This window comes from Citrobacter sp. FP75 (assembly GCF_018342065.1).
GTDB lineage: Bacteria > Pseudomonadota > Gammaproteobacteria > Enterobacterales > Enterobacteriaceae > Citrobacter.
This window is the reverse complement of sequence record NZ_JAFDOE010000004.1, coordinates 267,932-288,518: the sequence shown is the minus strand read 5'-3', so window position 1 is coordinate 288,518 and position 20,587 is coordinate 267,932. Positions and strand designations below refer to the sequence as shown.

Genomic DNA, 20,587 nt, shown 5'->3' with positions numbered 1-20,587 from the left:
TATCCGGCCTACGACGGTTGCAGCTTGTAAGCCCGGTAAGCTCAGCGCCACCAGGCATCGTTTTACGCGGTGCGTTTATGTGGATTCAGTGTTTTTAGCGGGGTGGCACCGGCATCGCATTTTGCCGGTAATAACAACGCCATCAGCGCGGCCAGCGCCAGTGAGATAGCCAGGCAATACACGCCCGCATCTTTGCTATACAGAGTGATAAGCACGCCAACCGCGTAAGGTCCACAGAAGCCGCCGAGGTTGCCCAGCGCGTTGATCACGCCGCGTGCGCCGCCTGCCATTTCAGCGCTGAACAGACGTGCCGGAATAGTCCAGAACACGCCTGCCGCCGATTGCAGGAAGAACCCACAACCAACCAGCGCGGAGTAAGCCAGCCAGACGTTATTTTTCAGCACCACGGAGAGGAACATGCACAGGGCGAAGCCAACCAGCGGCAGGCAAACAAACATTTTACGTTTGCCGGTACGGTCAGAGAGGGTGGAGAACAGGAACATCCCGGCAATGGCGCCGACGTAGGGCAGAATGGCGAGCATGCCGACCTGCCCCATGGTGCTATGGGTCAGCTCTTTGAGGATGGTCGGTAGCCAAAGGGTGTAGCCGTAAATCCCGGTCTGATAAAAGAAGTTCAGCGCGATAAGCTGCCACATGGTTTTATCGGAAAGCACCGCGCCGAGAGAGGCGTTTTTGACTTCGGTTCCGGCAATCGCTTTTTGTTCGGCAGCCAGCGTTTCGACCAGATAGTTTTTCTCGGCGTCGGATATCCAGCGCGCTTCCTGCGGACGGTCATAGACGGTATAGGCCCACAGTACCAGCACAGCCACAGAGAGCAGACCTTCAATGATGAACAGCCAGCGCCAGTCGAGTACGGTGATTATCCAACCTGAGAGCGGGGCGGTGATAATCCCGGCAATCGGCACAAACATGATCACAATCGCGTTAGCACGACCGCGTTCGGCGTCGGGGAACCAGTTGCTGATCATCGTCAGCACTACCGGCAGCATGCCGCCTTCGGCTACACCGAGTAAGAAGCGCAGCACCAGCAACTGGTACTGATTGGTGATTAAACCTGTGAGGACGGAGATAATCGCCCAGGCAACCAGCGACCAGCCGATAAACTTCTTGCCGCTGCCGTGAACGGCAATTTTGCCGCCGGGAACCTGTAAAAACAGATAGCCAATAAAGAAAATACCGCCAGCCAGTCCCGCCATGGTGGCGGAAATACCTAACTCAGCATCCATGCCGCCGGGCATCGCGAAGGCGATATTGACGCGGTCCATATAAGAAATAATACAGGCGATTAAAATAGGTGGAATAATCCGCAGCCAGCGCTGACGGGGTATATCTTTGAGTGTAGGGCGAGAGGTCATGTTCATATTAATGTTCTCGTAGAGTAGTATGTTTTTATTATAATTTTGCTTTATTTAATGCAGCGATCCCGTCGCGTAATATTGCTACGCGATGGTTAACATCCGCATTGGCGTTTATTTCCAGCAATTTAATGCCAGCAAATTGCAAGGGTTCGCTTCCGGCACCGGCGAATAACTCGCGGGCATGATCGGCGGTCATCAGGCTTTGCGGGCAGAACGGAGCAAACGGCGCGTGCAAATCCTGCCATTCGCCGTACTCACCGGTGAGCGTGGTGCCGGAAAACATCAGCGCACCGAGTTTTCCGGCCTGTTTAGCCTGCTGTGTGTGGGTCAGCGGTAGGACCGTATTTTGTCCTTCAATGGCAGAGCGCGCCCAGTTGATGCACACGCTGATGTCATAACCGGCAACCACTTCCAGCACGTTGTCTAACGGCAGAAATCCTTTACGCGGCGCGGGACCTGTCATGGCGTCGCAATGTTCCAGCACCAGATCGCAGGACCAGTCCCAGTTGGCGATCTCTTTGAGTGAACGGGCAAACGCATCAGTGGCCTGAGTGACGTTCGGATCTCCTGCCAGCGGGGCGGCATGTAGCTCAAGCGCAATCACTTTCCCGGCGCTGGTGGCGTTGATGCTGTTGATTTTCTGCTGAAGATGGCGGTAGTACGCCACGCAGGCTTTGCGTTGTTCTTCGTCGCTGGAGGCCAACCCAAAACCGCTGTTTCCGCCACGGCGGCGCATGGTCTCCATAATGGCGGTGACCACAATTTGCCAGTCACCCGGCGTATGGCGCAATAACCATTCGTCGCCTAGCGGGTGAAGATGCTCGAGGCAGGGCTGCTCCAGACCGCGAATATCCGGGGTATCCGCGAGTTGTCGCCAGAATTCCTTCTCTTCCTCTTCACTCTTTTGGTGAAATGAGGGTGCACAGGGGTACGCACCGATAATATAACCGGCATTATTAACGCTCATGTTGTGCTCCTTTTTATAAAACTGAAATAGCGACCTTCACGACTATTTTGCGGATCGTTGTGGCGACAGTTTTATGACATGCAGGGCGGTGAACATCCTGCGGGAAAAATATGGCGTAGCTTCCCGGAATCATTTCGATGAAAGATTCATGTTCGCTGGCGTGATAAAAAATAATATCGCGTTGTTCTAATAACGATTCGCTAATTTGGTTATTACCGGTATCAATGGCGATACCGATTTTTTCTTCGCCCCAGGCTAAAAACTGAATATCCAGATAGCGACGATGAACTTCCGGGCGGTTTTCGGCAGCGTCGCGGGTGGTTAAATCGATAACCTGCGCGAAGATATTTTTGCCGTCAATCTCCACCACGCCCGGCTCCAGCACGCTGAAGTCTGTGCTGCGCAGAAAGTCGAGCGCCCTTTCAATGGCGGCGGGCAAACGACACGGATTAGGCTGAGCGATATGACCAAAGATCATGGTTTATCTCCTTATAACGCCTGGATTTTGGCCCATACGCTGTCATCAACGGTGATACCGTTGCGGCGATTTTCTTCCAGTAGCTTTGTAAACTCGTGACCGGGCAGGCGGACTGGCGTCTCCTCATCCGCGCGTTCAGCGGTGGTGATGAAATCCATAATGCGCTGCAGTTTGGCGTCGCGGGAGGCGCCATCGATCAACTTGTCTACTTCAATGGCGATGAAAATCTGCGAAATGCCGTATTCATCGCTGTTGTCCTGGGTGACTTCGGCCACGGAAGAACCGTCTGAAAGCAGGGTGGCGATCATATCCAGTACGATCGACAGGCCGGAACCCTTCCAGTAGCCCATTGGCAAAATACGGCGATTTTTCTCGATAACGCCAGGTTCTCTGGTGAGGTTGCCTTCATCGTCGAACCCACCGTCCACCGGCAGTTCACGACCCGCCAGACGGTTAACTTCCAGCATGCCGTAGGAGAACATCGACATCGACATATCCACCATGGTGATCGGCGTTGATGGGATGGCGACAATCAGCGGATTGGTGCCGATGCAGCACTCTTTAGAACCCCACGCAGGCATCACGGCGATGGAGTTGGTCCAGCAGATGCCGATGTAACCTTTTTCTGCGGCCTGCCAGCCATAGCTGCCGCCGCGCATCCAGTGATTTGCATTACGCAGCGCCACCAGGCCAATGCCGTGATCGGAGGCAAGCTCGATGGCTCGGTCCATCATCTTTTTCGCCGTCAAATTGCCGATCGAACGTTGGGCGTCCCACTGCTCAATCGCACCCAGGCTGGTAATACGCTGCGGTTTGGCCTCAGGAATGATGTCGCCGTTGTCCAGTTGCTGAATGAAGCGAGGAAAACGGTTCACGCCATGCGAATAGACGCCGGATTCGGTGGTGCGTGCGAACATTTCAGCACAGGCATCCGCGGTTTCAACGGCAAGACCGCGTGCCAGCAGCACCCGATTGAACGCTTCTTTCAACTGCTCAAAAGTGACTTTCATTCCTGTTTCCTTAATTAAATTTGATCGCTTTTTTGTCTCTAAATTTCACTATGCGAAATCTGATTTCAAATATAGCGATCAAATTTTGACAGATCAACGGGGTGGCCTGTTTTTTAAAATTATCAAAATCAAATGGTTATGTTTTTTTGGTTCAGATCGTGAACTGAAACACACTTTGCGCTACCATCAGAGCGCGACGAAAAGGGGAGCGGAAGCGATGGGCACAAAAGAGAATGAGATGACGCAAGAAAAAGAGAGGCCAGCCGGAAGTCAGAGCCTGTTTCGTGGTTTGATGTTGATTGAGATCCTGAGCAACTATCCGAATGGCTGCCCGTTGGCCCACCTGTCTGAGCTGGCGGGGCTGAACAAAAGTACCGTGCACCGGCTGCTGCAAGGGCTGCAATCTTGTGGATACGTCACGCCCGCGCCCGCAGCGGGGAGCTATCGCCTGACCACCAAATTCATCGCCGTTGGGCAGAAGGCGCTGTCGTCACTGAATATTATCCATGTCGCCGCGCCGCACCTTGAAGCGCTTAACATCGCCACCGGCGAAACAATCAACTTTTCCAGCCGTGAAGATGATCACGCGATTCTGATTTATAAGCTGGAGCCCACCACCGGTATGCTGCGTACCCGCGCCTATATTGGTCAGCATATGCCGCTGTATTGCTCGGCGATGGGCAAAATTTATATGGCGTTTGGTCATCCGGACTATGTGGCGTCTTACTGGGAAAGCCACCAGGATATGATTCAGCCGCTGACACGCAATACGATTACTGGTTTACCGGCGATGTACGATGAGCTGGCGCAAATCCGTGAAAGCAGCATGGCGATGGACCGTGAAGAGAACGAGCTGGGCGTGTCCTGCATTGCGGTGCCGGTGTTTGATATTCATGGGCGGGTGCCATACTCGGTATCGATTTCACTCTCTACCTCGCGACTTAAGCAGGTCGGAGAAAAGAATTTACTCAAGCCGCTGCGGGAAACTGCTCAGGCAATTTCTAATGAACTGGGCTTTACCGTTCGCGATTAGGCGCAACGCCAGAGTCGCTCACATACCTGACAAAATTTAACCGTTTCCCCTGTCCGATCAAGGCGGCAGGGGCAGCGTCTCTGGCACTCTGTGGTTTTAACGGCGACGGAGAAGGCAATGAACGGGTTTATTATGGCGGATGCGGCAAAATGTATTGGGTGTCGTACCTGCGAAGTGGCCTGCGTCGTCGCGCACCAGGAAGACCAGGACTGTGCGGCGGTCTCTTCCTCCGCCTTTATCCCGCGTATTCGGGTGATCAAAGATGATGCGTTTACCACAGCGGTTGCCTGTCATCAATGTGAAGATGCTCCTTGCGCGAATTCTTGCCCAACAAGCGCCATTCGCCGCGAACGTGGGCATATCTTCGTTGAACAGGCGCGCTGCATTGGCTGTAAAAGCTGTATGCTAGCCTGCCCGTTTGGTGCCATGAATGTGGTTGCCCGTTCGTCACGGGCGCAGGCGATTAAATGCGATTTGTGCTGGCATCGCGAGACGGGCCCGGCGTGTGTAGAAGCCTGTCCGACCAGCGCGTTGCAGTGCGTTGACGCTGCCAAAATTCAGCAGCAGCGTCTGCGTTCACAGCCACTGTAATACAATACCTGACCGGCTATGCGGTCGGGTTTTGCATCAGCCTTCGCGCCAGGCGCGTTCTATCTCTTCAGCCAGAATCTTCACGCCCGCCTCGATTTTCTCCGGTTCCGGAACGTAGTTCATCCGCATGCACTGATGGGTATGCGGCCACGGCTTATCCAGCCCCGGGAAGAAGTAATCACCAGGAACCATCAGCACGCCACGCGCTTTCAGGCGCTGATACAGCAGTTCGGTAGTGATGGGCAAATCCTTGAACCACAGCCACAGGAAAATCGCCCCCTCTGGTTTATGGATCAGACAGCGTTCTTCAGACAGGTAACGGCGAATGATCGCCACGGTTTCCTGAACGCGCTGATAATAAAACGGTTTGATCACGGTCTCTGACAGGCGCAGCAGATCGTTGCGCTTAATCATCTCGCACATAATCGCCGGACCCATGCCGCCAGGTGCAAGGCTGATAATGCCGTTCATATTGGTGATAGCGGTGATGATTTTTTCATTGGCGATGATAATGCCGCAGCGCGAACCCGGCAGCCCGAGCTTGGAAAGGCTCATGCACAGCACAATGTTGGGGTTCCACAGCGGACGTGCTTCACTAAAGATAATGCCAGGAAACGGGACGCCGTACGCGTTATCAATCACCAGCGGTATACCGTGCTGATTAGCAAGGCGGTCCAGCTTCAGTAGCTCTTCGTCAGTGATCACATTGCCTGTCGGGTTGGTGGGGCGCGACACGCAAATCATGCCGGTTTCTTCGCCAATGTGCAGGTGTTCAAAGTCAACGTGATACTTAAACTGGCCTTCCGGTAACAGTTCGATGTTTGGTCGTGCGGAGACGAAGAGATCTTCTTCCAGTCCGGAATCGGCATAACCAATGTATTCCGGTGCCAGTGGGAACAGGACTTTTCGGGTGGTCCCGTCGGCGCGGCGTCCGGCGAAGAGATTGAATAAGTAGAAAAACGCGCTCTGACTGCCATTTGTCAGTGCAATATTTTGTGGTTCGATATCCCAGCCCAGCTTTTCGCGCAGCAGTGTGGCCAGCTCAGCCAGTAGCTCAGTTTTACCTTGTGGACCGTCATAATTACAAAGCGCATCAGTGACTTTGCCGTTTTCCAGCATCTCTGCCAGCAGAGACTGAAAATAATCCTGCATTTGTGGGATTTGCGCCGGATTACCGCCGCCAAGCATGATCGCGCCGGGCGTACGTAAACCGTCGTTGAGGTCCTCCATCAGGCGGGTGATGCCTGAATGGCGGGTAAATTTGTCGCCAAAAAGTGAGAATGTCATAGCAGGTGATCTGTCGAGCTGAGTAATAAAGTGGCTAACCATAGCGCTACCTATGGCAGGGTGCAAATCAGGCCCGCAGGGCTTGATTGACGTATTGTGCTGCAGATTTGTGACGGGCTGGTTTTTTATTTTGCATCAGGCTTCCCGTACCATCCTGTACGAGAAGCCTGATGGGATTAGGGCTGGCCTGCCCAGATGACCATCACTTTGTCATCACCGTGCTCGCGGGTAAACCCGTAGCCTTGCTTTAACGTCAGGGTGGTTTGCTTACCCGCACCGATGGCGGAATGCCTGGCCCTGAACTGGCTGATTTTCTGCCAGTGTGCGACGCTGGTGGCAGATTTACCGCTGACATCCAGCCAGTTCATATCGGAGCGTGTGCCCTGTAAAGGGTCTGAGCCAGTGGGGCCGAATGGGCGGGCCGACTCGTCGCCGTAAAACAGCTGCACCGCGCCGGGTGCCAGCAGCAACAGTTCGGCTGCTTTATCTCCACCTTCGCGGAACAGGCGCGTATCGTGCGATGAGAGATAGCTCAGGACGTTAAAATCCTGCAATTTATCCGCCATCTGCTGCCAGGTGAGATCCATATTGGCCAGGCAGTCGACGGCGTTGGCCGCCTGCTCCTGATAATCAAAATTGATCATCGCGTCGAAGCCGTGGCGGTAATAATCGCTGCGCATGACGCCATGACCCCACGCCTCGCCAGTCATCCAGAACGGTTTATCATCCAGCGCTTTGTCCGGGTTGGCTTTTTTCCATTCGGCCAGCGCTGCGCTGGCCTGGGTTTTCAACTGCTGCCAGGCGGGAAGCTCGACGTGTTTGGCGGTATCGACCCGAAAACCGTCAATTCCGTAATCGCGTACCCATTGGCTGAGCCAATGGGTGAGGTAGTCGCGTGGGGCGAAGCCGTCGATGGCTTTGGCGTGCGTGTCCGGTTTCTGGCGATAGAAATTCGGCAGGCCGCTCGGCGTCGTGGACTCGGTTTTCAGGTCGGGCAGGAACGCCAGCGACATTGTCAGGTCGTCAAAACCGGGACTGTCGTAGTCGCCGATGTCGGTGCGGATCCAGTTTTTCCCCCACCATTTTTCCCAGGCGGTTTTATCGCTGAAGTTGATGTAATCATTAAAGCTGTGCCAGCTCTGTCCGGCGGTGGGCTTCCAGTCTGTCCAGCGTTCGCCAAGCGTATTTTTTAGTTCATCGCCCGATAAGTACAGCGCCCCAAACTGATACTCCTGCATATCGGCAAGCGTCGCGTAACCGGCGTGGTTCATCACCACATCGAACAGGACGCGGATCCCGCGCTGATGAGCGCCATCGACCAGCGCACGCAGATCGGCCTCGTTGCCCATATTAGCGTCGAGCGTGGTCCAGTCCTGCGTGTAATAGCCATGATAGGCGTAGTGGGGGAAATCTCCTTTAGTGCCACCGCCAACCCAGCCGTGAATCTGTTCAAACGGAGCGCTGATCCACAGGGCGTTTACCCCCAACCGTTGCAGGTAGTCGAGTTTGCTGGCAAGACCGCGTAAATCGCCGCCATGAAAGGTACCAATCTCCTGCATGCCGTCATTGTGACGGCCATAGCTGTGGTCGTTAGTCTGATCGCCATTCTGAAAACGGTCGGTCAGCACGAAATACACCGTGGCATTATGCCAGTCGAAGGGGGCAGGTAAGTCCGTTTCTGCGCGTTCAAGCAACAACAGCCCGTTGCTGGCTGCGGCAGGCTGCATTGCGATCTGACCGTTCTTCACCGTTGCCGTTTGCTGGCTGTAGTAATCGCGTACCACAGTCCCTTCCGGAAAGGTCTGGCTCACGTCCAGTGTTAACGGTGAACCATCCCATTTTGGACACTGGCGAATCTGGACCGTGACGGGATCGTTGGTGCTTTTAACCGAAAGCATCAGCGTTGGCGTACCGGAGCGGGTATCGACTTCCAGCGTATAGCGACCGTCTTTGAATAAACGCCACTGCGGTGGCTCGCCTTCGCAGGGTTTGAGCGACAGCATCTGATTGAGTTTAATGGTATCGGCAGGCTGCCAGCACTGTTGGTCAAAATTTAGAATTAAAGGACGGGTACCCTTCGTCAACGCTGCATGGCTGACAAACTTACCCGTTCCTTCCACTTCGAAGACGGGGAACCCTTGAGAAGTCCATGAAGAGGCGATGGCGATGCCGGGCATAAGCGCCAGCGCAAAGGCGGCAAGTTTCATAACGCTGTCCTTGATGCTGCGGTTTTAGCCAGTTTGCCAGCGAATTACCGTCGGAGACTCATCCTTTGGGTGGATTCCACCAGGATGAGACGTGAGGGTGAGCGATCGTGCGCAAAAAACGATGTTATTTTGCGATAACCTCCACATTTTCTTCGAATTAATGCCAATCTTAACCGTTAGCGCGTGACATAGTTTCGGAATTGGACTATTCCTTTGGGTGCTCTTGACGGCTATTTTTGCTATGATTTGAGATTCATCTCTCATTTTTGTGAAAAATATAAGGTGTTGGAATGTATAAATCCGACCAGGAGACCTAATGATATTGACTCCCATTCGACGATATGGGGCAATGATTCTTATGTTACTCACCATTGCATTTTCGGGTGAGGTGCTGGCAAAGACACACACGGCAACAACGAGTCAAAAGCCCCAGGCAACCAAGACAAGTAATACACAGGTAAGCAGTAAACAAGAGTATTCTCGCAATAGTGCAAAGAGTAGTTCACTTCCTGATTTGCGAAAATACCCTTCCGGAACACCAAGGAAAAAAGCGTTTCTCCGGACGGTTATGCCTTACATTACCAGTCAAAATGCGGCCATTACTGCTGAACGTAACTGGCTGATTTCAAAGCAGTACCAGAATCGCTGGTCGCCGAGCGAGCGTGCGCGTATGAAAGATATCGCCAAACGCTATAAGGTGAGCTGGTCTGGTAACACGCGTAAAATTCCGTGGAATACGCTGCTCGAGCGTGTGGACATTATCCCGACCAGTATGGTTGCGACCATGGCTGCGGCTGAAAGCGGCTGGGGTACGTCGAAGCTGGCGCGTAGCAACAACAACCTGTTTGGCATGAAATGTGTCAAAGGGCGCTGCACCAATGCGCCGGGTAAGGTGAAAGGCTACTCTCAGTTTGACTCGGTGAAAGAGTCGGTGACGGCCTACGTCATCAACCTGAATACGCATCCGGCGTACTCTTCTTTCCGTAAATCTCGTGCCCAGTTGCGTAAAACGGATCAGGAAGTCACCGCCACGGCGATGATTCACAAGCTGAAGGGTTATTCCACTAAAGGACAGAGCTACAACAACTATCTGTTCGCGATGTATCAGGATAACCAGCGCTTAATCGCCGCGCACATGTAATCTCAGCATGCCTTCAGGCCTACATGATGATGTGTAGGCCTGATAGCGCGGTGCCATCAGGCAATGCTCTTCACAGCAACACTTCACTGTTCACATCGCGATACTCTTTTGGCGTCGTGTCGTACTCTTTTTTGAAGACAGAATAGAAATACTGCAGGGATGGATAACCGCACATCTGCGAAATCTCGTTGATCGACAGCGTGGTCGAAATCAACAGGCTGCGCGCTTTTTCCAGCTTTTCGGCATGGATCACCGCGTGGATAGTCTCCCCGACCTCCTCTTTAAAACGTTTCTCCAGATTCGAACGCGAAATCCCCACCGAGTCCAGCACTTGATCAACCTTGATACCTTTGCAGGCATGGTTGCGAATGTAATGCATGGCCTGAATAACAGCAGGATCGGTAAGCGAACGATAATCCGTAGACTGACGCTCAACAACGCGTACAGGAGATACCAGAATGCGCTGTAAGGGTATCTCTTCGTGAGCCAGCAGGCGGTGGAGGAGTTTGGCTGCCTGATACCCCATTTGTCTGGCTCCCTGAGCGACGGAGGACAAGGCGACGCGTGACAGGTAACGAGTGAGCTCTTCGTTGTCGATACCAATGACGCACAGTTTTTCCGGTACCGGAATATGCAGATGTTCACAGGCCTGCAGAACGTGCCGCGCACGCGCGTCGGTGACGGCGATAATACCGGTATGCGGCGGCAGGGTTTGCAGCCAGTCGGCCAGCCGATTTTGTGCGTGCTGCCAGTTTTCTGGCGCAGTTTCCAGACCCTGATACACCACGCCACGGTATTTTTCTTTTGCGACCAGCTGACAAAAGGCATACTCGCGCTCCTCCGCCCAGCGCTTGCCGCTTGAGGCCGGAAGACCATAAAATGCAAACCGGTTAATCCCTTTTTCTTTTAAATGCAAAAAGGCGCTTTCAACCAAAGCATGGTTGTCGGTGGCGATGTAATGGACCGGTGGATAATGTTCGGCAAGATGGTAGGACCCCCCGATGCCGATGATAGGAACATCCACATCGACAAGTAATTGCGCAATGTCATCATCGTCATAATCGGCAATAACGCCGTCGCCTAACCACTCTTTAATGTTATCTATGCGAGCACGAAAATCTTCTTCAATGAAGATATCCCACTCCGATTGCGAGGCCTGTAAATACTCACCCACGCCCTCTACCACCTGGCGGTCGTAGGCCTTATTGGCATTAAATAACAACGTAATGCGATGACGTTTATAAAACATGGTTCTTTTCCTGCTGAATCATGTAGAAAAGACAATGCCGGTTGCATTAACCGGCATTGCGATACACCCACTTCCTAAATTCAGGCTCGACGTTTGGTTGCCGAGTCCATCCATACCGCCAACAACAATATCGCCCCTTTCACGATGTATTGCCAGAAGGTGGGAACGTCCATCATACTCATTCCATTATCGAGAGAAGCCATAATAAATGCGCCCATGACGGCGCCGGCAACACTCCCGACCCCTCCCGCCAGGCTGGTTCCCCCGATGACACACGCGGCAATAGCATCCAGTTCTGCAATATTCCCTGCAGAAGGGGAACCTGCGCCAAGTCGAGAGCTAAGAATGAGCCCGGCAATGGCGACCATCAAACCATTAATAGCGAAGACGGCAAGTTTGGTGCGTTCAACGTTGATGCCGGAAAGGCGAGCGGCTTCCAGGTTCCCACCAATGGCGTAAATCCGCCGACCGAATGCGGTGCGGGTGGCCATAAACATCCCACCGAGCAACAGCAGCGTCAGCAGCAGGACGGGCGTTGGGACACCACGATAATCGTTTAATAGCCAGATTGCCCCTAAGACGATAATGGCAGTGAATGCCTGGCGACCCACGGCCGACGTCGATGCGGGAGTAGTAAGGCCTAACGCCTGGCGACGCATACGGCCGCGCCATTGCCAGCCAACAAACGCCATTAAGCCGAGAGCGCCGATGACAAAGCCTGTGCCATCGGACAAGTAGCTCTGACCAATCTGAGACATTGCTGCGCTGGTGGGAGATACGGTTGTGCCGTTGGTGATGCCAATCAGAATGCCGCGGAAAGCCAGCATTCCCGCGAGGGTGACGATAAACGACGGAACCTTACGGTAAGCAACCCACCATCCATTCCATGCCCCGAGGAGCAATCCCAGAGCCAGGGTTACGATCACCGTCAGCGGTAAGGGCCAGCCTAACCAGACATCACAGATCGCCGCTACGCCGCCCAACAACCCCATCATGGAACCGACTGACAGATCGATTTCAGCGGAAATGATCACAAACACCATCCCCACGGCAAGAATACCGGTAATCGCAGTCTGTCGAAGCAGGTTCGAGACATTACGTGCGCTCAGGTATGCGCCATCAGTGGTCCACGTGAAAAACAACATAATCACGATGATCGCCGCAATCATGACGAAGACTTGTAAGTTAAGCGATTTTATTGCTGGGAAACCGCCTGCGAGAGAGGGTGAAAGTTTCGCTTCAGACGGATTGTTTTTCGACATGATGTTCGCTCCTTAATGCGGCTTCCATCACCTGCTCCTGAGTCAGGTTATGATTTACCAGGTTAGCTTTCAGTTTTCCTTCATGCATCACGAGGATGCGATCGCTTAGTCCGAGCACTTCAGGTAATTCAGAGGAGATGACAATCACGGCAATGCCTTCCTGAACGAGCTGGTTGATGAGCTTGTAGATTTCATATTTGGCACCGATATCAATGCCCCTGGTGGGTTCATCAAGAATGAGAATTCGGGGATTTAACAGGAGGCAACGCGCGAGAATCGCTTTTTGCTGATTCCCTCCGCTCAGACGCCCGATCGCAAGGTCGGGAGACGATGTTTTCACTTTGAGCTGTTGCAGCGATTCCAGAATACATTTCTGCTCTGCAGCATCATCAAGATGGCTCATGCTCCCGGTAAATTTATCGAGCGCGGCCAGCGTGATATTTTTCCCCACAGCCATCACCGGAACAATGCCATCTTTTTTTCTGTCTTCCGGCACCATGGCGATGCCGTGAGCAATAGCTTGCTGGCAGTTATGGATATGCACCTGAGTGCCTTCAATAAAAATCTTTCCCTCCCAACGACCAGGCCAGACGCCAAACAGGCACTGTACGGCTTCGGTACGTCCTGCGCCGACGAGTCCGGCAATGCCGAGAATTTCGCCCTGCTTGAGTGAGAAAGAAATGTCGTTGACGCGTTTTATATGGCGATTGACGGGATGCCAGGCTGTCAGATTCTCAACCCGTAAAATCTCTTCTCCCGTGGTATGAGGCTCACTGGGGTAGAGTGCGGTGAGCTCACGACCAACCATCATGGTGATAATATCGTCCTCAGTCATATTGGTCGCATCGCGTGTGCCGATGTGCTTACCGTCGCGAATGACGCAAATGGTATTCGAGATAGCCTTAACCTCATTCAATTTGTGTGAAATATAAATGCAGGCAATATCATGCTGTTGCAGGTCTCGTATAATATTCAGCAGTATTGCGGTTTCCTGCTCGGTGAGGGAGGCCGTAGGTTCATCCAGAATAAGTAAGCGGACCTGCTTATTCAGCGCTTTTGCAATTTCTACCAGCTGTTGTTGCCCTAAGCCTAAATCGCCCACGCGCGTATCTGGCGAAATAGACAAACTGACCTGATCGAGTAATTTTTGGCAGCGTAACGTCATCATCTCGTAATCAAGAACGCCGTTACGGGTCATTTCGCTACCGAGGAAAATGTTTTCCAGTATTGTTAACTCTTTCACCAGGGCTAATTCCTGGTGGATGATCGCAATACCCTTACGTTCGGTATCACGAATATGGCTGGCACGGATGGTTTCGCCAGCAAAAATGATCTCGCCTTCGTAGGTTCCATGCGGATAAATTCCGCACAGCACTTTCATTAGCGTCGATTTACCCGAACCATTTTCACCGCATAATGAAACGATTTCGCCAGCATTGACCCTGAGACTAACGTTATCAACAGCCTTCACTACGCCGAATGTCTTGGTAATGTTTTTCATTTCAAGAAGATATGGCATAACTGCTCCACATAAGCCAATAAGAGAACCCTTCGTGGACGTTCACGTATACCCGTGGCGAATTTGACACCACGTTTTATTGCCCTCTGATTTTGCAGAGGGCACACGGCTTACAGATCGCTGTTCTTGTGGAATCCGTCTTTAATAACGGTCTCGCTTATATTGTCTTTGTTAACATCAATGGGTGTGAGCAGTCGGGAAGGGACATCTTTCAGGCCATTATTCAACGTAGTATCTGCTTTAGGCTGTTGATCATTTCCCAGTTCGACGGCGATTTCCGCAGCGGTATTTGCGAGTAATGTAATGGGTTTATAAACCGTCATGGTTTGAGTCCCGGCGACAATGCGTTTGATGCCCGCAAGGTCTGCATCCTGTCCGGAAATAGCGACTTTTCCTGATAATCCTTGCGCACTCAGCGCCTGAATCGCACCGCCAGCGGTGGCGTCATTTGAGGCAACTACCGCGTCAATTTTGTTATTGTTGGCGGTTAGCGCATTTTCCATAATCTTCAACGCATTTTCCGGTAACCAGCCGTCGACCCATTGATCGCCCACCACCTTAATTTTTCCGCTGTCGATATAAGGTTTTAATACTTTCATTTGCCCGGCGCGGAACAGTTTCGCGTTGTTATCAACCGGTGAGCCGCCCATCAGGAAATAATTCCCTTGGGGGACAATATTGACTAATGATTGGGCCTGTAACTCACCTACTTTTTCATTATCGAAAGAGATATAAAAATCGATGTCAGCATCATTGATCATGCGATCGTAAGCCAGCACCTTAATCCCTTCTTGTTTTGCTTCTTTGATAACATTGCTTAATACCTGGCCGTTGTAAGGGATTATCACAAGGACATCCACGCCCCGGTTTATCATGTTTTCAATCTGCGACATTTGGGTTTCTTCATTACCATTTGCCGATTGTACAAATACTTTCGCACCAAGCGATTCAGCTTTGCTGACGAAAATATCGCGATCTTTTTGCCAGCGTTCCAGACGGAGATCATCAATCGCCATACCGATTTTTACTTCTTTGGCATGACCTGCGACGCTGGTGAGTAAAAGGGATGTGCAAACAGCAAGTAAAATGTTCTTCATCTTCATAATCGTGATGCCTTTTGTAGGGGAGAGACAGCAGTAAAAGTAACAATCACAGCATAAGACGTAGCAAAGTTTTAACAGGTAACGCCCGGAAGGCAATTATAGATTTTTATCTTCCAATTACGTTTTTTGGTTTATTTCTTGATTTATGACCGGGATCGTATTTTAAATGATTCGTTGCCTGGGTTGCATTTAAGTCTGATAAGTAACGATTTTTAAATTGATCAAATTTTATTTTGAGAACTGGCGCACACTTGTGAATTATCTCAATAGCAGTGTGAAATAACATAATTGAGCAATAGGTGGGGAGTGCCCAATATTACGACATTATCCATCACCCGCGCATTACCTGATTATGGAGTTCATTATGCCAGCCTATTTTGACCAGCTTGAGCGTGTCCGTTATGAAGGCACCAAATCAACTAATCCATTAGCATTTCGCCACTACAACCCTGATGAGTTAGTGTTAGGCAAGCGTATGGAAGATCACCTGCGTTTTGCGGCCTGCTACTGGCACACTTTCTGCTGGAATGGTGCCGATATGTTTGGTGTTGGTGCGTTTAATCGCCCGTGGCAGCAGCCCGGTGAAGCGCTTGAATTAGCGAAGCGCAAAGCGGATGTGGCGTTTGAATTTTTCCACAAGCTGAATGTGCCTTACTACTGCTTCCATGATGTGGATGTCTCGCCTGAAGGCGCGTCACTGAAAGAATACAAAAACAACTTCGCACAAATGGTTGATGTGCTGGCCGCAAAACAGGAACAGAGCGGCGTGAAGCTGCTGTGGGGAACGGCAAACTGCTTTACTAACCCACGTTACGGCGCAGGTGCAGCCACCAACCCGGATCCGGAAGTATTCAGCTGGGCGGCTACTCAGGTGGTGACCGCCATGGATGCCACGCATAAATTAGGTGGGGAGAACTATGTCCTGTGGGGCGGTCGTGAAGGCTATGAAACGCTGCTGAATACCGATCTGCGCCAGGAACGTGAACAGATTGGTCGTTTCATGCAGCTGGTGGTTGAGCACAAACACAAAACTGGTTTCCAGGGCACCTTGCTGATCGAACCTAAGCCGCAGGAACCGACCAAACACCAGTACGACTACGATGCGGCGACCGTCTATGGCTTCCTGAAGCAGTTCGGTCTGGAAAAAGAGATCAAACTGAATATCGAAGCCAACCACGCCACGCTTGCGGGCCACTCTTTCCATCACGAAATCGCCACCGCGATCGCGCTGGGCCTGTTTGGCTCTGTTGACGCCAACCGCGGTGATGCGCAACTGGGCTGGGATACCGACCAGTTCCCGAACAGCGTAGAAGAGAATGCGCTGGTGATGTACGAAATCCTGAAAGCAGGCGGTTTCACCACTGGCGGCCTGAACTTTGATGCCAAAGTCCGTCGCCAGAGCACCGATAAATACGATCTGTTCTATGGTCATATTGGGGCGATGGACACCATGGCGCTGTCGCTGAAAATTGCGGCGCGCATGATTGAAGATGGTGGTCTGGATCAGCGCGTGGCAAAACGTTATGCCGGATGGAATGGTGAGCTGGGCCAGCAAATTCTGAAAGGCCAGATGACGCTGACGGAAATTGCGCAGTACGCTGAACAGCATAACCTGGCACCGGAACATCAGAGCGGTCATCAGGAACAGCTGGAAAATCTGGTAAACCATTATTTGTTCGACAAATAACGGATCGTTGAGAACGTTCGTAAGCCCGGATAGCGACGCGCTGCCGGGCCTTTCTTTAAGGAACGATACCCTATGTATATCGGGATAGATCTTGGCACATCAGGCGTAAAGGCCATACTGCTGAATGAGCAGGGGGATGTCGTAGCCTCGCAGACGGAGAAGCTTACGGTCTCGCGTCCTCATCCGTTATGGTCGGAGCAGGATCCTGAACAATGGTGGCAGGCAACGGATTGCGCCGTCAAAGCGCTGGGCCTGCAGCATTCACTCAGCGAGGTGAAGGCGCTGGGTATTGCGGGTCAAATGCACGGTGCGACGCTACTTGATAAGCAGCAGAAGGTATTGCGCCCGGCGATTCTGTGGAATGACGGACGCTGTGCGCAAGAGTGCGAGATACTGGAAAACCTGGTTCCGCAGTCTCGCAGGATCACCGGCAATCTGATGATGCCGGGTTTTACGGCACCAAAATTGCTGTGGGTTCAGCGCCATGAGCCGGAGATTTTCAGTCAGGTTGATAAAGTCCTGCTGCCGAAAGATTACCTGCGTTTGCGAATGACCGGGAAATTTGCCAGCGATATGTCTGATGCCGCCGGTACGATGTGGCTGGACGTCGCGAAGCGTGACTGGAGTGACGTCATGCTGGCGGCCTGTCGCCTGACCCGCGCGCATATGCCCGCGTTGTTTGAAGGCAGCGAGATCACCGGAGCGTTGTTGCCTGCCGTTGCTCAATCCTGGGGCATGTCAGAGATTCCGGTAGTGGCGGGCGGCGGCGATAACGCGGCGGGCGCAGTTGGCGTCGGCATGATGAATGCCGGTCAGGCGATGCTCTCGCTGGGCACGTCCGGTGTTTACTTTGCGGTAAGCGACGGATTCCTCAGTAAACCGGAAAGTGCGGTACACAGTTTTTGTCATGCTTTGCCCGAGAGATGGCACCTGATGTCCGTTATGCTCAGTGCGGCATCCTGCCTTGACTGGGCGGCAAAGTTAACCGGACTGGCGAGCGTTCCTGCCTTGATTGCCGCAGCGCAACAGGCGGATGAGCAGGCTGAACCCATCTGGTTTTTGCCGTACCTGTCGGGTGAACGCACACCGCACAATAACCCGCAGGCGAAAGGCGTGTTTTTTGGCCTGACGCATCAGCATGGCCCGGCAGAACTGGCGCGGGCGGTGCTGGAGGGTGTGGGATTCGCGTTGGCAGATGGCATGGATGTGGTGCATGCCTGCGGCGTTAAACCAGCCAGCATTACGCTCATTGGTGGCGGGGCTCGTAGCGAGTACTGGCGTCAGATGCTGTCTGATATCAGCGGGTTGCAGCTGGATTACCGTACCGGTGGCGATGTTGGTCCTGCATTGGGCGCGGCGCGTCTGGCGCAAATTGCGCTGAACCCACAGCAGCCATTATCTGACCTGCTGCCTCAACTGATGCTGGAACAGGCACACTATCCTGATGTTGAGCGCCACGCACTTTATCAGCAACGCCGCGAAACCTTCCGTCGTATCTATCAGCAATTGCTGCCGCTAATGTCCTGACCTTATTTCCCCTCTGCTATTCGGAGGGGATTTTTATAATCTATATATTCTCCGAATTAATAATGTGCGTGCATGGATTTATTCTGAAAATCTGATCAGGTGTTATTTTTCAGTGTTGTCTTTAGTGGGTTATTCATATTGTATCTGTGATGGATAAGGAGATCCCAATGAAGGCGACAAGGTTGATGGCATGGCTATTATTCTTTTCTGGCGCACTGATTTACGTTATCGGCTTATGGCGGGCATGCCCGTTATTGAGCGGAAAAGGGTATTTTTTTGGTACGTTGATGACGGGAATGTTCGTTGCGTACGTTTATCAGCGGGCTGAAATTCGTAATCAAAACGATGAGCGCTTTACCTCTGTGTGTCAGATGGTGGTGCTAATCACGGTAGGATTATTGCTGGTGGGTGTGTGGAATACCCCGTTAGCGCCCATTGAGCTGGGGCTGTATCCGGCAGCATTCTTCGTATGTTTACTGGGACAAGTTTTGCTATTGCGCTCATCAGAAAATTTAACCAAAGGACAGGAACTCTGAATGGAAAATAGAACATCAACTTATTCCCCCGCATTTAGCATTGTGTCATGGATAGCGCTCTTCGGCGGTATAGGAACTTATCTGCTGGGGTTGTGGAATGCCGATATGCAGTTGAACGAAAAGGGGTATTACTTTGCTGTTTTGGTGCTTGGTTTGTTTTCTGCTGCGTCGTATCAAAAGACGGTACGGGATAAATATGAGGGTATCCCGACTACGCCGATTTACTATGTAACCTGTCTGTCTGCATTTATTATTGCGGTTGCATTGCTGGTTGTCGGTTTGTGGAATGCCACGTTGCTGCTCAGCGAAAAAGGGTTTTACGGTCTGGCCTTCTTTTTGAGTCTGTTTGGCGCGGTCGCTGTGCAGAAAAACATTCGTGATGGAGGTTTTGAGCGTTCAAAAGAAACGGTGGCTGTCGCAGAAGATCTTACGGAGTGACCGTATGCCCTTGATTGTTACCGATCGAGGGCTTTTCTTTTTAGCTCACCAGCCTGCGCGTATCGATGCGCTGCAGCAGGATAGATAGCAACAGACTTCCTGCCAGCGTGGCGCTAAAAATCCATAGCATATCCAGCGGCGGCCAGCGCTTTAGTTCAAGACCGTTGGTGCGTAGCGCATGAATAATCAGCGCATGGAAGCCGTAGATGCCCAGTGAGTGGCGGGAAATCAGGCCCAGTACGGGAATGGTGCGTGTGTCGAGGGTATTTTTGACCAGCGTAAGCAGCGAGACCGCGCAAATGAACACCGCGGGGCCGCAGTAAAGATACCAGGTGTCGGCGAAATTTCCTCGCCAGCGGAGCTCATATAACGTTCCACGAGAGATAACAAACACGGTGGTGATGTACAGCGCCGCACTGATCCAGGTGAGCGATCGTTTTTGCGTGTTCATCATGCCAATCGCCCGGCCCAGCATGCCGTACAGGATGTAATAGACCGTATCGCCGCTGATGTACAGGTTGATGGGCAGCCACTCAACGCCCCCGATTTTTTGCGATATGGTGTTGGGATTGGCAAGAATGCCAAGCACTACCATCAGCGCCAGCAGCATTTTCCCGCTGATATTTTTTACCTGAATCAGCGGTGACACCAGGTAGATGACGGCGATGGCGAAGAAAAACCACAGGTGATAGAACACCGGTTTTTGCAGCAGATTTTTCAACGACAGCCCGACGTTGATCGAGGTAAACAGTGAGATGTAAGCCAGCGCGACGGTACTGTAAAACAGAATGCAGAGCGCAATACGGAGAAAATGTCGTGGCTGGGCGCTGCGTTCGCCAAAAAACAGATAGCCTGAAATCATGAAAAACAGCGGTACGCTAACGCGTGAAGCAGAATTAAGCACATTGGCGAGATCCCAGGTTAACGGGCTGACGCTTTGCGCATTGGTGATGTACCAGGTGGTGGTATGGATCATGACAACCATTAAACAGGCAATCCCGCGCGCGTTATCAATCCAGAAAATTTTGGGCTGCATCAGTTCCTCTGTTTCCATTTAAAAAAAGTCTGACTGGCATTTCGTGGGCGTATCTCACTGGAATAATCTGAGTTTTTACGCTAAAGCTTGTGATGGTCCGATGAGATTCTCAAAATAGGACCGGTTTCCAGACAGTA

At 52.1% G+C, this 20,587-nt stretch carries 18 protein-coding genes; 7 read left to right on the top strand and 11 right to left on the bottom strand.

Features of this window, described 5'->3' with window-relative positions; all coding sequences use genetic code 11:
• Nucleotides 1-62 precede the first annotated feature (62 nt).
• Genes JQ822_RS15925 through yiaK form a run of 4 tightly spaced genes read right to left on the bottom strand, consistent with a single transcriptional unit; the run spans nt 63 to nt 3,834 of the window.
• Nucleotides 63-1,382 carry an MFS transporter gene (locus JQ822_RS15925; RefSeq protein WP_213134276.1) on the bottom strand — a complete coding sequence of 440 codons (1,320 nt, stop codon included), beginning with the start codon at nt 1,380-1,382 and terminating at the stop codon, nt 63-65.
• 31 nt (nt 1,383-1,413) lie between these two features.
• Nucleotides 1,414-2,346 carry a DUF4862 family protein gene (locus tag JQ822_RS15920; RefSeq protein ID WP_213134275.1) on the bottom strand — a complete coding sequence of 311 codons (933 nt, stop codon included), beginning with the start codon at nt 2,344-2,346 and terminating at the stop codon, nt 1,414-1,416.
• A 13-nt stretch (nt 2,347-2,359) separates the two neighbouring features.
• On the bottom strand, nt 2,360-2,824 hold the full coding sequence (locus tag JQ822_RS15915) for a YhcH/YjgK/YiaL family protein (RefSeq protein ID WP_213134274.1): 465 nt from the start codon (nt 2,822-2,824) through the stop codon (nt 2,360-2,362).
• Nucleotides 2,825-2,835: 11 nt separating this feature from the next.
• Complete coding sequence (gene yiaK / locus JQ822_RS15910; protein WP_213134273.1) at nt 2,836-3,834, bottom strand: 3-dehydro-L-gulonate 2-dehydrogenase; 999 nt, start codon at nt 3,832-3,834, stop codon at nt 2,836-2,838.
• 217 nt (nt 3,835-4,051) lie between these two features.
• Between yiaK and yiaJ the strand changes: the two genes are divergently transcribed.
• Together yiaJ and JQ822_RS15900 are read left to right on the top strand one after the other, a co-directional pair.
• Entirely contained in the window at nt 4,052-4,867 is an 816-nt protein-coding gene (gene yiaJ, locus JQ822_RS15905; RefSeq protein ID WP_135323911.1) for an IclR family transcriptional regulator YiaJ, read from the top strand.
• Between the two features lie 117 nt (nt 4,868-4,984).
• Nucleotides 4,985-5,458 (top strand): 4Fe-4S dicluster domain-containing protein, encoded by a 474-nt coding sequence (locus tag JQ822_RS15900; protein ID WP_213134272.1) that lies wholly within the window; start codon nt 4,985-4,987, stop codon nt 5,456-5,458.
• Nucleotides 5,459-5,494: 36 nt separating this feature from the next.
• On the opposite strand, the gene avtA is transcribed toward JQ822_RS15900, so the two are convergent.
• Together avtA and malS are read right to left on the bottom strand one after the other, a co-directional pair.
• On the bottom strand, nt 5,495-6,745 hold the full coding sequence (gene avtA, locus JQ822_RS15895) for a valine--pyruvate transaminase (RefSeq protein ID WP_213134271.1): 1,251 nt from the start codon (nt 6,743-6,745) through the stop codon (nt 5,495-5,497).
• Between the two features lie 176 nt (nt 6,746-6,921).
• Nucleotides 6,922-8,952, bottom strand: a complete 2,031-nt coding sequence (gene malS / locus JQ822_RS15890; protein ID WP_213134270.1) for an alpha-amylase — start codon at nt 8,950-8,952, stop codon at nt 6,922-6,924.
• Nucleotides 8,953-9,268: 316 nt separating this feature from the next.
• Here malS and JQ822_RS15885 point away from each other — a divergent pair, with 316 nt between their 5' ends.
• Complete coding sequence (locus tag JQ822_RS15885; RefSeq protein ID WP_213134269.1) at nt 9,269-10,093, top strand: protein bax; 825 nt, start codon at nt 9,269-9,271, stop codon at nt 10,091-10,093.
• Nucleotides 10,094-10,163: 70 nt separating this feature from the next.
• Here JQ822_RS15885 and xylR read toward each other — a convergent pair whose 3' ends face one another.
• The 4 genes from xylR to xylF all read right to left on the bottom strand — a co-directional run bounded on the left by xylR (nt 10,164) and on the right by xylF (nt 15,226).
• Nucleotides 10,164-11,342, bottom strand: coding sequence for a D-xylose utilization transcriptional activator XylR (xylR, locus tag JQ822_RS15880; protein WP_213134268.1), 1,179 nt, complete (start codon nt 11,340-11,342; stop codon nt 10,164-10,166).
• Nucleotides 11,343-11,422: 80 nt separating this feature from the next.
• Complete coding sequence (xylH, locus tag JQ822_RS15875; protein WP_213134267.1) at nt 11,423-12,604, bottom strand: xylose ABC transporter permease XylH; 1,182 nt, start codon at nt 12,602-12,604, stop codon at nt 11,423-11,425.
• Nucleotides 12,582-14,123 (bottom strand): xylose ABC transporter ATP-binding protein, encoded by a 1,542-nt coding sequence (locus JQ822_RS15870; protein WP_213134266.1) that lies wholly within the window; start codon nt 14,121-14,123, stop codon nt 12,582-12,584. Before JQ822_RS15870 ends, xylH begins: the two co-directional genes overlap by 23 nt.
• Nucleotides 14,124-14,233: 110 nt before the next feature.
• On the bottom strand, nt 14,234-15,226 hold the full coding sequence (gene xylF, locus JQ822_RS15865) for a D-xylose ABC transporter substrate-binding protein (protein WP_213134420.1): 993 nt from the start codon (nt 15,224-15,226) through the stop codon (nt 14,234-14,236).
• Nucleotides 15,227-15,590: 364 nt separating this feature from the next.
• Between xylF and xylA the strand changes: the two genes are divergently transcribed.
• The 4 genes from xylA to yiaA all read left to right on the top strand — a co-directional run bounded on the left by xylA (nt 15,591) and on the right by yiaA (nt 19,414).
• The gene (gene xylA / locus JQ822_RS15860) at nt 15,591-16,913 is read left to right on the top strand and encodes a xylose isomerase (protein ID WP_213134265.1); all 1,323 of its coding nucleotides are present in this window, start codon (nt 15,591-15,593) and stop codon (nt 16,911-16,913) included.
• Between the two features lie 72 nt (nt 16,914-16,985).
• Nucleotides 16,986-18,440, top strand: coding sequence for a xylulokinase (gene xylB, locus JQ822_RS15855; protein WP_213134264.1), 1,455 nt, complete (start codon nt 16,986-16,988; stop codon nt 18,438-18,440).
• Between the two features lie 167 nt (nt 18,441-18,607).
• The gene (gene yiaB / locus JQ822_RS15850) at nt 18,608-18,976 is read left to right on the top strand and encodes an inner membrane protein YiaB (RefSeq protein ID WP_213134263.1); all 369 of its coding nucleotides are present in this window, start codon (nt 18,608-18,610) and stop codon (nt 18,974-18,976) included.
• Nucleotides 18,977-19,414: an inner membrane protein YiaA gene (gene yiaA, locus JQ822_RS15845; RefSeq protein WP_213134262.1), complete on the top strand. Its 438-nt coding sequence runs from the start codon at nt 18,977-18,979 to the stop codon at nt 19,412-19,414.
• Nucleotides 19,415-19,454: 40 nt separating this feature from the next.
• Here yiaA and JQ822_RS15840 read toward each other — a convergent pair whose 3' ends face one another.
• Nucleotides 19,455-20,450, bottom strand: coding sequence for an acyltransferase (locus tag JQ822_RS15840; protein WP_213134261.1), 996 nt, complete (start codon nt 20,448-20,450; stop codon nt 19,455-19,457).
• Nucleotides 20,451-20,587 lie beyond the last annotated feature (137 nt).

Coding starts and splice junctions, on each gene's coding strand:
- JQ822_RS15925 (WP_213134276.1), bottom strand. CDS start 1,382: ATGAACATGACCTCTCGCCCTACACTCAAAGATATACCCCGTCAGCGC.
- JQ822_RS15920 (WP_213134275.1), bottom strand. CDS start 2,346: ATGAGCGTTAATAATGCCGGTTATATTATCGGTGCGTACCCCTGTGCA.
- JQ822_RS15915 (WP_213134274.1), bottom strand. CDS start 2,824: ATGATCTTTGGTCATATCGCTCAGCCTAATCCGTGTCGTTTGCCCGCC.
- yiaK (WP_213134273.1), bottom strand. CDS start 3,834: ATGAAAGTCACTTTTGAGCAGTTGAAAGAAGCGTTCAATCGGGTGCTG.
- yiaJ (WP_135323911.1), top strand. CDS start 4,052: ATGGGCACAAAAGAGAATGAGATGACGCAAGAAAAAGAGAGGCCAGCC.
- JQ822_RS15900 (WP_213134272.1), top strand. CDS start 4,985: ATGAACGGGTTTATTATGGCGGATGCGGCAAAATGTATTGGGTGTCGT.
- avtA (WP_213134271.1), bottom strand. CDS start 6,745: ATGACATTCTCACTTTTTGGCGACAAATTTACCCGCCATTCAGGCATC.
- malS (WP_213134270.1), bottom strand. CDS start 8,952: ATGAAACTTGCCGCCTTTGCGCTGGCGCTTATGCCCGGCATCGCCATC.
- JQ822_RS15885 (WP_213134269.1), top strand. CDS start 9,269: ATGATATTGACTCCCATTCGACGATATGGGGCAATGATTCTTATGTTA.
- xylR (WP_213134268.1), bottom strand. CDS start 11,342: ATGTTTTATAAACGTCATCGCATTACGTTGTTATTTAATGCCAATAAG.
- xylH (WP_213134267.1), bottom strand. CDS start 12,604: ATGTCGAAAAACAATCCGTCTGAAGCGAAACTTTCACCCTCTCTCGCA.
- JQ822_RS15870 (WP_213134266.1), bottom strand. CDS start 14,123: ATGCCATATCTTCTTGAAATGAAAAACATTACCAAGACATTCGGCGTA.
- xylF (WP_213134420.1), bottom strand. CDS start 15,226: ATGAAGATGAAGAACATTTTACTTGCTGTTTGCACATCCCTTTTACTC.
- xylA (WP_213134265.1), top strand. CDS start 15,591: ATGCCAGCCTATTTTGACCAGCTTGAGCGTGTCCGTTATGAAGGCACC.
- xylB (WP_213134264.1), top strand. CDS start 16,986: ATGTATATCGGGATAGATCTTGGCACATCAGGCGTAAAGGCCATACTG.
- yiaB (WP_213134263.1), top strand. CDS start 18,608: ATGAAGGCGACAAGGTTGATGGCATGGCTATTATTCTTTTCTGGCGCA.
- yiaA (WP_213134262.1), top strand. CDS start 18,977: ATGGAAAATAGAACATCAACTTATTCCCCCGCATTTAGCATTGTGTCA.
- JQ822_RS15840 (WP_213134261.1), bottom strand. CDS start 20,450: ATGCAGCCCAAAATTTTCTGGATTGATAACGCGCGCGGGATTGCCTGT.